General features: G+C 66.3%; 13 protein-coding genes. 4 read left to right on the top strand and 9 right to left on the bottom strand.

Features of this window, described 5'->3' with window-relative positions:
• Positions 1 to 7 precede the first annotated feature (7 nt).
• A complete protein-coding gene (locus tag HNP02_RS33400) occupies positions 8 to 1,003 on the top strand; it encodes an ABC transporter permease (RefSeq protein WP_184444946.1) in 996 nt (331 codons plus the stop codon).
• A gap of 108 nt (positions 1,004 to 1,111) precedes the next feature.
• Here HNP02_RS33400 and HNP02_RS33395 read toward each other — a convergent pair whose 3' ends face one another.
• Positions 1,112 to 1,777: a GntR family transcriptional regulator gene (locus tag HNP02_RS33395; RefSeq protein WP_255507245.1), complete on the bottom strand. Its 666-nt coding sequence runs from the start codon at positions 1,775 to 1,777 to the stop codon at positions 1,112 to 1,114.
• 408 nt (positions 1,778 to 2,185) lie between these two features.
• Here HNP02_RS33395 and HNP02_RS33390 point away from each other — a divergent pair, with 408 nt between their 5' ends.
• Positions 2,186 to 3,502: an NtaA/DmoA family FMN-dependent monooxygenase gene (locus HNP02_RS33390; RefSeq protein ID WP_309241783.1), complete on the top strand. Its 1,317-nt coding sequence runs from the start codon at positions 2,186 to 2,188 to the stop codon at positions 3,500 to 3,502.
• Positions 3,503 to 3,522: 20 nt separating this feature from the next.
• Here the strand turns inward: HNP02_RS33390 and HNP02_RS33385 are convergent, their stop codons facing one another.
• The 7 genes from HNP02_RS33385 to HNP02_RS33355 form a co-directional block, all read right to left on the bottom strand.
• Complete coding sequence (locus tag HNP02_RS33385) at positions 3,523 to 4,224, bottom strand: GntR family transcriptional regulator (RefSeq protein WP_309241782.1); 702 nt, start codon at positions 4,222 to 4,224, stop codon at positions 3,523 to 3,525.
• 168 nt (positions 4,225 to 4,392) lie between these two features.
• Positions 4,393 to 5,610: an MFS transporter gene (locus HNP02_RS33380; protein WP_255507242.1), complete on the bottom strand. Its 1,218-nt coding sequence runs from the start codon at positions 5,608 to 5,610 to the stop codon at positions 4,393 to 4,395.
• Positions 5,610 to 6,815: a 3,4-dihydroxy-2-butanone-4-phosphate synthase gene (gene ribB, locus HNP02_RS33375; RefSeq protein WP_184444943.1), complete on the bottom strand. Its 1,206-nt coding sequence runs from the start codon at positions 6,813 to 6,815 to the stop codon at positions 5,610 to 5,612. Before ribB ends, HNP02_RS33380 begins: the two co-directional genes overlap by 1 nt.
• Before the next feature lie 2 nt (positions 6,816 to 6,817).
• Positions 6,818 to 8,119 (bottom strand): NtaA/DmoA family FMN-dependent monooxygenase, encoded by a 1,302-nt coding sequence (locus tag HNP02_RS33370; RefSeq protein WP_184444942.1) that lies wholly within the window; start codon positions 8,117 to 8,119, stop codon positions 6,818 to 6,820.
• Positions 8,119 to 9,420 (bottom strand): NtaA/DmoA family FMN-dependent monooxygenase, encoded by a 1,302-nt coding sequence (locus HNP02_RS33365; protein WP_184444941.1) that lies wholly within the window; start codon positions 9,418 to 9,420, stop codon positions 8,119 to 8,121. The genes HNP02_RS33370 and HNP02_RS33365 overlap by 1 nt, the downstream gene beginning before the upstream one ends.
• A 375-nt stretch (positions 9,421 to 9,795) precedes the next feature.
• On the bottom strand, positions 9,796 to 10,656 hold the full coding sequence (locus HNP02_RS33360) for a haloalkane dehalogenase (RefSeq protein ID WP_184444940.1): 861 nt from the start codon (positions 10,654 to 10,656) through the stop codon (positions 9,796 to 9,798).
• Positions 10,657 to 10,731: 75 nt separating this feature from the next.
• A complete protein-coding gene (locus HNP02_RS33355; RefSeq protein WP_184444939.1) occupies positions 10,732 to 11,358 on the bottom strand; it encodes a class I SAM-dependent methyltransferase in 627 nt (208 codons plus the stop codon).
• Positions 11,359 to 11,450: 92 nt separating this feature from the next.
• Here HNP02_RS33355 and HNP02_RS33350 point away from each other — a divergent pair, with 92 nt between their 5' ends.
• Positions 11,451 to 11,954: a MarR family winged helix-turn-helix transcriptional regulator gene (locus tag HNP02_RS33350; RefSeq protein ID WP_184444938.1), complete on the top strand. Its 504-nt coding sequence runs from the start codon at positions 11,451 to 11,453 to the stop codon at positions 11,952 to 11,954.
• 10 nt (positions 11,955 to 11,964) lie between these two features.
• Here the strand turns inward: HNP02_RS33350 and HNP02_RS33345 are convergent, their stop codons facing one another.
• Positions 11,965 to 12,597, bottom strand: coding sequence for a TetR/AcrR family transcriptional regulator (locus HNP02_RS33345; protein ID WP_184444937.1), 633 nt, complete (start codon positions 12,595 to 12,597; stop codon positions 11,965 to 11,967).
• Between the two features lie 49 nt (positions 12,598 to 12,646).
• Here HNP02_RS33345 and HNP02_RS33340 point away from each other — a divergent pair, with 49 nt between their 5' ends.
• Positions 12,647 to 13,654: a DUF998 domain-containing protein gene (locus tag HNP02_RS33340; RefSeq protein WP_184444936.1), complete on the top strand. Its 1,008-nt coding sequence runs from the start codon at positions 12,647 to 12,649 to the stop codon at positions 13,652 to 13,654.
• Positions 13,655 to 13,723: the final 69 nt, after the last annotated feature.

The raw sequence follows: 13,723 nt of genomic DNA, 5'->3' as shown, positions 1-13,723 counted from the left end.
CACCGCAATGCTTCTCACGCTCACCCGGCGATTTCTCGGCGCCATCCCGGTGCTGCTGGCCCTCGTCGCGGTCGTCTTCACGCTGCAGAAGATTGCCCCTGTCGACCCGGTGGTGGCGCTGATCGGCGACAAGGCGCCCCCGGAAGTCTACGAAGCCGCTCGTGAGAAACTTGGCCTCAACGACCCGATACCGGTACAGCTCCTTTCCTACCTCGGCAAGGCGGTGCAGGGCGACCTCGGCATCTCCACGGTGACGCGGACGCCGGTAGCGCACGACATCCTCGAATTCCTGCCGGTGACACTGGAACTGGTCTTCGTCGCGGGCATTCTGATCGCGGTGATCGGCTTCTTCCTCGGATTGTCGACCGCCCAGGGGTGGCGCGGTTCGGGAGTGCTGCGGGTGGTGATGATCTCCGGTGCGTCGGTGCCGGTGTTCCTCGCCTGCCTGCTTGCCATGCTGGTGTTCTACCGCTGGCTCGGCATCCTGCCTGCCACTGGCCAGACCTATGCGTACGACGCCCCCAGCGGCCCAACACATTTCCTGCTCATCGACAGTCTGCTGGCGGGCCGGCCCGCGCTGTTCATGGACGCACTGGCACACCTCATCCTGCCGGCGCTGTGCGTCGCCATCACACCCGCGGTCGCCGTCGGCAGGGTGCTGCGCAGCAGTCTGGAGGGAACGATGCGGGCCGAATACACCCGCACCGCCAGGGCCAAGGGCCTAGGCGAGAAACGGATCTTGATCCAGCACGCGCTGCGCAATGCCGTCGGCCCGGTGTTCGCATTGCTTGGTCTGCAGCTGGCCGGCCTGATCGGCAACAGCATCGTCGTCGAGATGATCTTCGCCAGGCCCGGGATCGGCCTGTTCATCTCCCAAGCGATCTCCAAGGGCGACTTCAACACCATCGCAGGCGTCACCCTGGTCATCGGCGTCCTCTACGTGTTGGCCAACATCGTCGTCGACGTGATGCAGGCTGCTGCGGACCCCCGCGTCGCCGTCTGAGTCAACCCCGGTAGCGCAATCCGCGCGCAACGGCGGGGTTTCCGGATCTACCGGTCGAGTCATCACGAGTGCCACGACCGCGGTCCGTCAACGGCCAGCTAGTGGGCGTCAGGCCGAGCGCGAGGCGGACGCCGTGAAGGCGATCCGGTCACTGCGCATCCTGAACTGCGACAGCGCGCGCGGCTGCCCAGTCTCGTCCTCGAGGATGTCCTCGAGGAAGATCATCGGCGCGCCGAGTTCGACGCCGACCAGGGCTGCGGACTGCTCGTCGGCTGCGGTCGCACCGATCGTGGCGCGGCTGCCGACGATCCTGACGTCGAGCTGGCGCTCCAGGAAGAGGATGGCGTCCGGCTCGTCGACCTGCAGATTGCGGGGCTGATCGGGGTGCAGCGCGATATAGCTGACCGAGATGCCCATCGGCTGGTCGTCCTGCACCAGAAGCGATTCGATCATGAGCACCGTCCAGCCGGGCGGGAGCCGCAGCCGCTCGCGCACCATGCGCAGGCAGCCTATTGTCCGATACTCGAGCGTCCTGAGCTCGGTACGGATGCTGGCGTCGCCGCCGAACTCCTTGACGGGCGAGAGCGAGTTGATGCGCAGCATCAACGCCCCCGCCGAACGGGTGCCGCGCTTGGGGCTGCGGGTGATCAGGCCCTCCTTGGCGAGCTGCTGCAGCACCGCACGGACGGTGTTCCGGCTCGCCGAGAGCGCGTCGGTGAGCTCGCCCTCGACCAGGGACTGATCGACGCACCCGTTCTGCAGGGTGGACCGCAACAGATCGTAGGTCCGTCGCAGCGAGTTGTTGAGGCGGTCCGGTGTCTGCCGGTTCCGCTGGTAGAGCGTTTCTGGCCGCACGGGTCCGGTCGGTAGGGACCTCACTGCACACCGCCGCCGTTCCAGGGCTCGCTTGGGCCGAACTTCATGAAGAACCTCCTGTTCGGGTGGTTGCAGAGGATGCGATGTGTCTAGCCAACTAACGGTGTGTTTCCACCGGTCGCCGCTGCGGAGTCGGGAGCTTTACGCGGGCGCGTTTGGCTGGTGATCGAGGACACATGCGCCTGCGCGGCGCAATCGAGTCGTTCGGCATCCGACACGCGCCGATGACCCGAGGCGGATCTGATGGGCGGACAACGATTGGACGGTGGCGAGGCGACGGCACCGATGGCATGAGGAGACCCATACGTGGAACGCGACCGGCGCATGCACCTGGCATGGTTTCTCGGCAGCGGGTTCGGAGTCCACGACTGGAAGAGCCAATGGCGCGGCACGGCGGCTACGGACTGGATGAACGGCGAGTTCCACGTGGACTTCATCCACGCGCTGGAACGTGCTTGCTTCGACTACTTGGTCATCGAGGACTCTGCCTACGTACCCGACGGCTACGAGGAGTCGACGCGGTACTACCTCCAGAACGCCAGGGCGGTTCCCAAGCATGACCCGGCGGTGCTGGCCACGGTCATGCTCACCGCCACCCGGCGCATCGGCGTGGTGCCAACCCTTGCGGTTACCGAGTACCAGCCCTACCTGCTGGCCAGACTCGTTGCGACGCTGGACAATCTGTCCGGCGGCCGCGCCGGGTGGAACATCGTCACCGGCAGCTCGGATCGGGCGGCCCAGAACTACGGCAAGCTGGCCCAGCCGGCGCACGACGTGCGCTACGAAATCGCCAAGGAGATGACCGATGCCGTCTGCGCGCTGTGGTCATCGTGGGACGCCGATGCCGTGGTCGCCGACCTCGAAGCCGAGATCTTTGCCGACCACGGCAAGGTGCGCCCCGTGGACTTCAACGGCCGGTTCTTCCAGACCCGCGGGCCACTGAACACCACGCCGCCGCCCCAGGGCAGGCCCGCGTTGATCCAGGCCGGAGGATCGTCCGCGGGGCGCGACTTCGCGGCCCGCAATGCCGACAGCATCATCGCGGCGGCGACATCCGTTGAGGAGATGAAGGAGTACCGCGACGACGTCCGCGGCCGCGCCGAGGCGGCGGGGCGCAATCCGGACGACGTCAAGGTGCTGTTCCTGTGCACGCCCTACCTTGGCGAGACCCACGCTGAGGCGGTGGACCGCAAGAAGCGGCACGATGACGAGATGTGGGAGAACCCCGAGGCCGGGCTGGCCAGTCTCGGCTTCATCACCGACATCGACTTCTCCCCGTATGACGTCGACACGCCATTGGAGGATCTCGCAACCACTTTCGCGACCAACGGCCACCAAAGTTCGCTGGCAGCCCGTCTGGGAGATCCACGGCGTACCCTTCGAGAGGTGGCGGCGCAGGCACACGCCGTCGAGCCCGTCGGCACCCCGGCCGAGGTGGCCGACGAGCTGGGCAAGATGGTGGCCGAGGTCGGCGGCGACGGGTTGCTCTTCGTCGCCGGACCGCTCAACCGGCGGGTGGTCGCCGAGATCGCCGACGGTCTGGTACCCGAGCTACAGGTGCGTGGACTGGCGCGCACCTCCTACGACTCACCGCACCTGCGCGGGAACCTGACGAGCTTCTGAACGGCCGCAACGCAAGGGCCTCAGGCGGAGCGACGGGCCCTGGCGGAGAAGGCAACTCGGTCACCGCGTAGCCGGAGCTGGGAGAGCGCCATCGGCTGCCCATGCTCGTCCTCGATGACGTCCTCGAGCCAGATCAGGGGAGCACCGCACTCCACGCCGAGAAGCTCGGCGGACTGCTCGTCGGCGGCGACCGCGCTGACGGTGGTGCGGCTGACGCCGATGCGTATCCCGAGCTGCCGCTCGAGGATGAGCAGAACGTCCGGCTCGTCGGTATTGATCTCGGGGCCCCGCCTCTCGTCGAGGGCGATGTAGCTGACCGAAAGCCCCAGTGGCAGAGCATTTTCCAGTAGGAGACTCTCGATCATCAGCACCGTCCATCCGGCCGGCAGACATAGCCTGTCACGGACCATCGGTGGACAGCCCAGCAATTGGGATTCCAGAGTGCGCGCCTGGATCGGGCTGAGTTCATCGATCGGCAACAGGAGCGAACCGGTGGCCCGAGTTCCATTCTTGGGCTCACGGGTGACGAGGCCCTCACGGGCGAGCTGCTGCAGAACCGCACGGACGGTGCTGCGGCTGGCCGACATCGCGTCGGTGAGCTCCCCCTCGACGAGGGTCATGCTCCTGCCCATCGCGACGAGGGTCGAGCGGAGCAGGTCGTACGTCCGTCGGGTCGAGTTGTTCAGCCGGTCCGGGCTGTGCCGCTGCCGTTGATAGATCACTTCCGGGCGATCCCGTCCGTTCGTTGGGAGCCTCGCTCGGCATTCTCCGTACAGTGCTCGTTCGCCTGCTGTCATGGCCCAGCGCTCCTTCAAGACGGTGTCGCAGCCCCTAGCCTCCATGGGACCAGTCGATTGTTAACGGCTGTGGGCGTGGCTGATTCGCCTGCGTTACGCAGCCGCCATCCGCCGGCCCACGACGTGAGCCAGCCCCGCGCCGCCCAGCAATGCGACCGCGATCACGGCGAAGGCTTCCTCGATGCCGATCTCGGTACCGAGGACCGCGCAGCCGACCGACCCGCCGAGGATCCCGATACCTGCCGAGATGCGGAACTTCGCAAGGCCGGCGGAGGACTCCCCCACCTGGGAAACCACCAGCACCGGCAGGCTGGCGGTGGCTCCGGCCAGGCTGACACCGAACAATGCGGACACCACCAGGTACGTCGTCGTGCCCGGCGTGACGGCGAGCAGCGTCGCGCACAACGTCCCCAACGCGAGCGAGGCGGTAAGCATGGCGACCACCCCGACGTACCGGATGAGCTGGTAAGCGACGAGCAGGACGACGATCTCCACCCCGGACATCAGCGCGATGGCCGCGGTGATCGTGATCGTCGAGTACTCCCTGGCGGCGCCTGCCAGCGGGAGGGCGGTGAAGAGCACCCCGCCGCGCAGGAAGTCTCCGCTCATCGCGAGCACCAGGGCGGCACCGCTGCCAGGTGTCTTGTCGAAGCGCGGAAGACCGAGCCGCGGACGCGGAATCCCCGGCGGCGCAGCCAGTCTCGGCAGTAGGGCGGCAAGGACGGCGGCGACCAGTAACGCCAGCAGGCCGGTGACGACCAGCGCGACCTGGTAGCCGGCCCGCCCGTCGACGATTCCCGCGACCAGCAGGCCGCCGGGAGCGCCGACGGCGCCGCCGAAGAGGAACGCGGCGTTGAACCGGGCCAACGACCGGGCGAGATCGCCGGAGGGCGCCGGCGATGCACCTGAGGCATTGGCACCGAAGGGCTGGTGGACCCGTACTGCGGCCTGCAACCCGGCGCCGAGCACCACCCCGCTGCCGAAACCCTGCAGTACTCGCGACGCCATTAGCAGGGTGCCGCCGGGAGCCAGGCCCATGCCGATGCACGCCGCTCCGAACAGGAACAGTCCGACGGTGAGTGCGGCCCGCGCGTCGAGGCCAGGCACGAACCTGGTGCCGAACAGGTCGACGACGATGACGCCCGCCGACGCGCTCAACATGAAGATGCCGATGTAGACGCTGCTGTGCGAGAACTCCCTGACGAAGAGCACTTCCAATGGAGCGGTCAAGCTCATCGTGACGCCGCTGGCCGCCATCAGCGGCAGGAACCATCGCGCCTCGGGGATGCGCCGCTGGACGGAGCCGCGCATCAGCCGGACGTCGACGTGACCAGGGCGTGCCGGGTGGGGGTGATCGGTAGGGGCACTGTCTCGGCGACCTCGAGGCCGTATGCCTCAAGCCCGATCCGCTTGACGGGATTGTTCGTCAGCAGTCGCATGCGCCGCACGCCCAGTTCGCCGAGGATCTGCGCACCGACGCCGTAGTCACGCGCGTCGACCGTATCCACTCCCGCGTCCTGCGGGTGGCCTGCGTGCAGTTCCTGCAGCAGCCCGATGCCGCGGCGCTCACGCCCGCGCAGGTAGAGCACGACACCGCGGCCCTCGTCGGCGACCATCTCCAGAGCGCGTTGCAGGTTGGGCCCGCAGTCACAGCGCCCGGAATCGAAGATGTTGCCAGTCAGGCACTCGGTCTGCACCCTGACCAGCGTGGGTGAAAGATCCGGTCCCGCAACGTCACCCATCACCAGCGCGATGTGCTCACGGCCGTCGGGCAGGGAGCGGAAGCCGTGCGCCTGAAATTCGCCGTGATGAGTCGGCAAGCGGCTGGAGGCCTTGAACTCCACCAGTCGTTCGGTGCGGCGCCGGTAGCCGATCAGCTCGGACATCGTCACGATGGTCAGCCCGTGGTCGGCGGCAAAGCCACGCAGCCGCTCGCCGCGGGCGACCGCCCCGTCGTCGTCGACCACCTCGCCGATCACGGCGACGGGTGACAGCCCGGCCAACCGCGCCAGGTCGACGGCCGCCTCAGTGTGCCCGGCCCGCCGCAGCACGCCGCCGTCGACCGCCCGCAGCGGGAACACGTGGCCGGGCCTGCTCAGGTCGCTTGGCTGAGTGTCGGGGTCTGCGAGCAGTGAGATCGTCCTGGCTCGGTCTGCGGCGGAGATCCCACTCGCGATTCCCGTTCTGGCATTCACCGATACCGAGTAGCCTGCGCCCCTTGGATTCTCGTTGATGGCGACCATCGGAGGCAGGCGGAGCCGATCGAGATCACCGGCAGGCATTGGGACGCACAGGATGCCACTCGTATGCCGCACCATGAACGCCACCCGTTCCGGTGTGGCATGTGTGGCCGCGAGCACGAGATCACCGTCGTCGTGCGGGTCCTCGGTGTCGACCACGATCACCATGCGGCCAGCACGCAGCGCCGCGACCGCGGCGTCGACCGTCGAGCCCACTGGGGCTGCAGGACGGTCCCCGCCGCCAACGGTGCGTCGGCGGAACCCGATGACGGACATACTCAGAACTCGCGCAATGTGTCTCGCAGGTGCGTGTGGGCGTACTCCGTGCGAGCTAATCCCTTGCGCTGCAACGCAGGAATGAGCCCGTCGCAGATCTCGGTGATGTACTGCGTGCTGACCCTCTGAGTGCTGATGAGGAAGCCGTCACCGCCGACCTCCGCCATCGCCTCGCCCATCTTGTCGGCGACCTGATCGGGAGTGCCGACCAGCTCGATCGAGTCGGACGTTCCGCCTGCGTCGAGAACCAACTGCCGCAACGTCTTACCGCTGCCCCACTGCGCGAACTTGTCCAGCGAACCGCGCTCGCCGTTGGTCTCCAGGTCCGGCAGCGGCTCGTCGAGCTCGTACTGCGAGAAGTCGATGTCGGTGACCGATGAGATGCTGGCCAGTGACTGCTCGAAGAACGCCGGATCCTCGGACGCCGCCTTCTTACGGGCCAGCGCCTCCTCCTCCGTCGAGCCCAACGTGGGGCTCACGACGAACAGCACCTTGATGTCGTCGGGGTTGCGGCCCTGCGCGGCGGCCCGCGCCCGGACGTCATCGCGATAGGACTTCATGCCCTCCACCCCGTTGGCGACGGCGATGATGGAGTCCGCGTACTTCGCGGCGAACTGGCGGCCCTTCGGCGATCCCCCGGCCTGCACGAACGTGGGTTGGCCCTGCGGCGAGCGCACCGTGTTCAACGGGCCCCGGGACTTGAAGTACTTGCCCGCGAAGTGGATTGCGTGCACCTTCTTGAAATCGGCGTAGGTGTTGGTCTCCTGGTCGCGGATCACCGCATCGGGCTCCCACGAGTCCCACAGCTGGCAGACGAGGTCGACGTACTCGTCGGCGATGTCATAGCGCAGGTCGTGCTCGGTCAGCTTGTCCATGCCGAAGTTCTGCGCCGAGCCATCCTCACCGGAGGTCACGATGTTCCAGCCGAAGCGGCCCTCGGCGATGCTGTCGAGGGTGGAGGCGAGGCGGGCGAGCAGGAACGGCGGATAGAACGTCGTCGACATCGTCGCAACCACGCCCATCTTCGACGTGGCCGCAGCCATGATCGCCGCCAGCGGCGCCGGGTCGTGTTTGGGCGCCATGGTCGCGTACTTCAGATACACCTCGGAGTTGCCGCCGTAGGCCTCGGACACCATGAGGGTGTCCTCGATCATGATGTAGTCGAAGCAGGCCTTCTCCATCGCCTGGGCCATCTCGATGTAGAACTTCCCGTTCCACGGCATGCCGTCGTTGCCGAACGGCGTGTTCCACTCGTTGGTCGTGAAGTTCATGAACCAGCCGAGATGTAACCGCTTGTCGGTCATCAGAACTCGCGCAGGTGGTCGCGCAGCATCGTGGTGGTGTACTCGGAGCGGACCAGACCGCGCTTCTGCAGTTCCGGGATCAAGCCGTCGGTGATCTCGGTGACGTAGCGACGGTTGAGTCGCATCACCGGACTGGTGATCAGGAAGCCGTCGCCACCCACCTGATCCATCACTGCGCCCATCTCGTCGGCCACTTCGGCGGGTGTGCCCACGAAGGGGACGTTGCCGGACAGCCCACTGCCGGTGACGATCTCACGCAGCGTCTTGCCCTTTCCGCGGGCAAGGAAGCTCTCGAGGGCGCCGCGCTCGCCGTTCGTCGTCACGTCCGAAGGCATCGGCTCATCGAGATCGAACTGGGCGAAGTCGATCTCGGTGATGGAGGAGATCTCGGCCAGCATGTACTCGATGTAGAGCGGGTCGGTGAACCACCGCTCCTGCTTGGCCAGCGCCTCCTCGTGGGTGTCGGCGACGATCGGGGTGACGAGGTAGAGCAGCTTGCAGTGCGCAGGATCGCGGCCGTTGGCCTTCATCCTGGCATGGATGTCATCGCGGTAGGCCTTCATCGCCTCGACGCCGTTGGCGGGCGCGACGATGGTATCGGCGTGCTGCGCGGCCAGTTCGCGGCCTGGCGGCGACGCGCCGGCCTGGGCGATCGTCGGGCGGTACTGGGGTGACGGCGCGGTGTTCAGCGGACCCCGGGACTTGAAGTACTTGCCCTCGAAGTCGATGGTGTGGACCTTCTTGTGGTTGGCGTAGGTCCCCGTCATGTAGTCGCGCTCGATGGCGTCGGGTTCCCACGACTCCCACAGCTTGCTGACCAGTTCCAGGTACTCACTGGCTCGCACGTAGCGCTCATCGTGTTCCCAGAGCTTGTCGAGGCCGAAGTTCTGCGCGGAGCGGTCTTCGCCTGAGGTGACGACGTTCCAGCCGAAGCGTCCGCGGGCGATGTGGTCGATGGTGCTGCACAGCCGGGCCAGCAGGAACGGCGGGTAGAAGCTGGTCGACATCGTGGGGACGACGCCGAGCCGGGTGGTGGCCGCGGCCATCAGCACGGCCAGCGGAACCGGGTCGTGTTTGGGGTTCACCCCGTGCTTGAGGTCGTGCTCCATCGTGCCGCCGTAGGCCGTCGAGACCATCAGCTTGTCCTCGATCAGGACGTAGTCGAACTTGGCGCGCTCGAGGTCTTTGGCCATCTCGACGTAGAAGTCGCCGGTGAAGTCCCGCCCGCCGTCGCCCCAGTTTCCGTTCCACTCGTCGGCGACGAAGTTCAGGAACCAGCCCAGATGGAACATGTCGGTCATTACGACCCCTCTCGGATCTGCTCGCTACCTCTGGCTCAAGACAAGTGGAGTGGCGTTACTCCGATGTGTCCTAGCGGTACCACCGAGATTGCGCTGAAGATCACGCGGGTGCTCGTGCGCTCCACCACGTCGCTCCCCGACGCAGATCGTTCCCCGTGGCCTTCGATCACGCGGTCACTGTGAACCACCGTCACTAGGCAACAAACGCCACTTGAAAGTGCCCTGTAGGCAATGATTCTGAGCCAATGGCACGTAGCAGGTCATCCCCTGCGAGATGCGATGATGAACGGCCTACTCCGCCGTTGATCGGGGATCTGCTCGACCAATCCGGTAACTATGGCCGTGCTGCAGCGTCGGCACCCCTACAGGCGGTCGTTAGCGCAGCCCGTGCTCGTCTGCCCAGGCGGACACTGCCGCCGCGATCTCGTTCGGACGATCCTCCGGAGCGTGGTGCCCGGCCTGACCGCAGGCGACGATTTCCAGCGAGGCGATGTGAGCCGCGCACCAGTCGGCCATTTCCTTGCCGATCAGCAGCGACGGCGCGCCCTCGAAGGTCATGAGCAACTTGGGCACGTCCGAGCTGACCGCCAGCCAGGCGTCGTAGGTCTCGATGCGGGCAACCAGTCCGGCCGGTTCGCCGCCGAGAGGAAGCTCGCGCGCCCAGGCAAGAATGGGGCGGCGGCTGCCGGGAGTCGGGAATGGCTCAAGATACGCCTGCATGTCTACGTCGCTGACCGGGGTGAGGACGCCGCCCCCAGTGAACGCCCCACGGAGGAACAGATTCTGCTCGAGCACCATGGCTTCGCCTTCGCCGGGAGTCCGAATCGCCTCCCACCGTTGGCGGGTCTGCTGTGAAAGCTCTTCCCACGCCATTGGTTTGACAACGCTCTCCAGAAACGCAATGCCGAGTACCCGTTCGGGGTGGCGGGCCGCCCAGTCGAAGGCGAGCGCGCCGCCCCAGTCGTGACCGACAAGGATTACCCGGTCCAGATGGAGGGCATCAAACCAGGCGTCGAGGTAGCGGGCGTGGTCGGCGAAGCTGTACGCGACGTCCGGCTTTCCAGATCGGCCCATTCCGATGAGGTCTGGTGCCAGCAGCCGCCGACTACCCAGGTTGGGGATCACGTTGCGCCACAGGTGCGACGAGCCTGGATTGCCGTGGAGGAGGACCATGGCCGTCCCACTGCCTGATTCCCGGTAGTAGATGGTCGAATCGAGAGCATCGATGGTGGGCACGACATGTCCCTTCGTCAGTGGACGGGGTGTGGTCGGTTGACATTCCGGTAGGTCACCGCGGCGGCCCTACTTCGTTCACCGACGGTGAGCTGTCGCAAGCCACGACGGGATATCAACGCTATGTGGTTCGCCGGGTAGTGCACCCGACATGGCGACGCGCTCGAGGTCGTCGAGGACCCAACCGTCAGTGAACGCCCCTCGCATCTCGGTTTCGGTGAGCCGGCGAGGACCCTGGCTTCCCGTTGCCATGTCGCTGATTGCCAATACGTGAAGGCGGGCTCCGTCACGAGCGGCGCGGTGGAGGGAAGCAAGATAGCGGGCCTGGTCGGTGTTGGCGAAGGTGTGGAACAACCCGGAGTCGATGATCGTCTCGAACCGATCCTGGTACGCAGTTAGGTCCAGCGCGTCGGCGACCGCCAACTCAATGGTCAGGCGAAGCTGCTCAGCCTTGCTGCGAGCGTGGGCTATCGCGGACGGCGCTGCGTCGAGCCCAGTCACCGTGTATCCCTGTTTGGCCAGATAGAGAGCGTTGTCGCCGGTGCCGCAGCCGGCGTCGAGTACCGTGCCGGTGATGGCGCCGCGACGGTCGAGTTCGACCAGCATGGGTTGCGGGCTGCCGATGTCCCATCCTGCGCCAGAGACCGGGTTACCGTCCGGTCGATGGGCCCGGTAGATGCCTTCGAAGTACTGGTTGGAGGTCACGGCGTCTCCCGCTAGAAGGTTCTTATATCTGAACAGTTCAGATATTAGAACTATATCATGCTTGCCAACCCCAGCCGGTGGAGGTCAGATCGATGACGCGACGAGAGGGAGCTCCTACGTCGATGGGCGTGCCTCCGGGCGCCGCGCTCGATGCCGAGGAACTGCTTGAGCTCCAAGCGTTGGTCCCGTTGCTGGCCAACCATTTCAAGCGTGCGCACGCCGACATGCCGCCACAGTTGCGTGCGGACTTCGTTGACGCTGGGTTGGGAAATCGGCACGGCGCCGTGCTGGCCCGATTGCTCTACACCGGACCCGTCTCGGTGGGTGAGCTAGCCCGACAACTCGGCCTCGGTTTGACGAATGCCAGCCAGCTCATTGCGGACCTCGATCACGCCGGATATGTCGAACGCCACGCCGACGCCGCTGATCGCCGTCGCACGCTGGTGTCGCTGCAGAGCGCGCAGCGCGCCGACGTAGAGCAATTCGTGGCGCGGCGCACTGCACCGTTGGCTCGGGCGCTGGGGCAACTGACTGTCGCGCAGCGGAGCGGGTTCCTCGCCGGACTGCGCGCCTGGGCTGGTGCGATCGAGATCTGATCGGAGGTGGTCATCGGAGCTTCTTGGGAGGACGTCGTGGGGTCTTCGGCGTCGTCTCGATCCCGAGGAACCGGGCGATGATCAGCCGAAGCATCGGGACGGGGTCGACGCTGGCGCCGTCGCCCGCGTTCAGGTAGACGGCGTCGATGATCCTGCGAATCCAGGTTGCCGCTACAGCAGGGTCCAGCCCCTTGTCGACGTGTCCGTTGCCGGCAGCCCTGCGGATCAACGACGCGAGACCGTCCTGCACGATCGCCTCGTTCGCGACGACGATCTCCATGAGTTGCGGATCGTTGCCCGCACGGCGGAGAAGTTCGACGAACAGGCCGGGCGCCAGCTCGTCGCGAGCCGGATTCGCCAGCGTGGCAACGGCTTCGAGGATCGAGGCGGCTGGATCGTCGGTCTCGTCGTGCTTCTCGAACAGCCGGCGGCTCTCGGGGATGTCCTGTTCGAAGATTCCTCGGAAGATCGCCGCCTTGTCCGGGAAGTAGTAGAACAGGCTGCCCGTGCTGATCCCTGCGGCCTTGGCGATGTCGGCCGTCGACGTCTCGGCGAACCCCTGCCTGGCGAACAGGGCAGCCGCTGCAGAGGTGATGGCCTCGCGGCGGATCTGCTGTTGCTCGTGGTTGACGGTTCTGGCCATTCGTCAATCTTAACCTGACTAGTCGAATTATTGCGGTAGGCTCGGCGTCGTGGCTCTCCTGCGACGGCTGGCTCCCGTCATCGGCCTCTTCCTGCTCGCGCCGTTCGTCGGCGAGTTCCTGCTCGGCAACATCACCATCGGTGGCCTCCTCATCGGCGTCCTCCTCGCCCCCATGTACGGGGGCGGGGCAATCCTGGTGCGCGAGCTCGGACGTCGCTACGGCGGCGGGTGGCCCACCATCGGACTGCTGGCGTGCGCCTATGCGCTCATCGAAGAAGGACCGCTCGATCAGCTGCTGTGGAACGACGCCTACCTCGGTGTCGACGACTTCCACACCGCCACCTACGTGCCTGCGCTCGGCACCAGCATCGCGCTCATCCAGACCGTGATCGCGCTGCACGCCGTGTGGAGCATCTGCGTGCCCATCGCACTTGTCGAGACCTTCGCCCGAGACCGAGGCAGCACGCCCTGGCTGGGCCGCACCGGATTGATCGTCGTCGCAACGATTTTCGCGCTCGGAGCGGTGTTCGTGTTCTGGGGGAACTTCACCGAGTACCGGTTCATCGCCCCGTGGTCGCATCAGATCTGGATCGGCATCGCCATCGTCGGACTGGTGATCGCCGCGTTCGCCATCCGGTCACGCCGACTGCCGCCGTTGGACGGCCGGGCGCCGTCACCGTGGCTCGTCGGCACCGCTGCACTGGTGGCAACCAGCGGTTACTGGATGGCTTCGGGCTTCAACGAGTCCGCATGGCGCGAGTGGGCCGGTGTGTTCGCGTGGTGCCTCGTCGTCGCCGTCGGGGTCCTGATGATCTCGCGGTGGTCGCGGCAACGCGGCTGGAACGAGCGCCATCGCTCTGCGCTCGCCGCAGGTGCGACCCTGACCTGTGTGTGGCTGGCGTTCCCGATGGCCCCATCAGACGGTGGCTCACCCACGGTGGATTTGGTGAGCAACGTCGTCTTCGGTTCTGTTGCAGTGATCTTGCTGCTCCTGGCGGGTCGTGCGGCAGCGCGGTCCACGGTCGCATCGCCTGCCGGGCAAGCTCACGCGTCGTAGAACAAGCCGTGGATGTCTCTGACTGTCTGCGGACGATTGCAGTAAAGGCGTTGCCCGCGTCTACCTTTC

The organism is Mycobacterium sp. AZCC_0083 (genome assembly GCF_014202335.1).
Taxonomy (GTDB): Bacteria; Actinomycetota; Actinomycetes; order Mycobacteriales; family Mycobacteriaceae; genus Mycobacterium.
This window is presented reverse-complemented; position numbering and strand designations above follow the sequence as displayed.

What these genes read in the sequence shown, in the direction of transcription:
- HNP02_RS33400 (WP_184444946.1), top strand. Translation starts at nt 8, where the DNA reads ATGCTTCTCACGCTCACCCGGCGATTTCTCGGCGCCATCCCGGTGCTG.
- HNP02_RS33380 (WP_255507242.1), bottom strand. Translation starts at nt 5,610, where the DNA reads ATGCGCGGCTCCGTCCAGCGGCGCATCCCCGAGGCGCGATGGTTCCTG.
- ribB (WP_184444943.1), bottom strand. Translation starts at nt 6,815, where the DNA reads ATGTCCGTCATCGGGTTCCGCCGACGCACCGTTGGCGGCGGGGACCGT.
- HNP02_RS33370 (WP_184444942.1), bottom strand. Translation starts at nt 8,119, where the DNA reads ATGACCGACAAGCGGTTACATCTCGGCTGGTTCATGAACTTCACGACC.
- HNP02_RS33365 (WP_184444941.1), bottom strand. Translation starts at nt 9,420, where the DNA reads ATGACCGACATGTTCCATCTGGGCTGGTTCCTGAACTTCGTCGCCGAC.
- HNP02_RS33350 (WP_184444938.1), top strand. Translation starts at nt 11,451, where the DNA reads ATGACGCGACGAGAGGGAGCTCCTACGTCGATGGGCGTGCCTCCGGGC.
- HNP02_RS33345 (WP_184444937.1), bottom strand. Translation starts at nt 12,597, where the DNA reads ATGGCCAGAACCGTCAACCACGAGCAACAGCAGATCCGCCGCGAGGCC.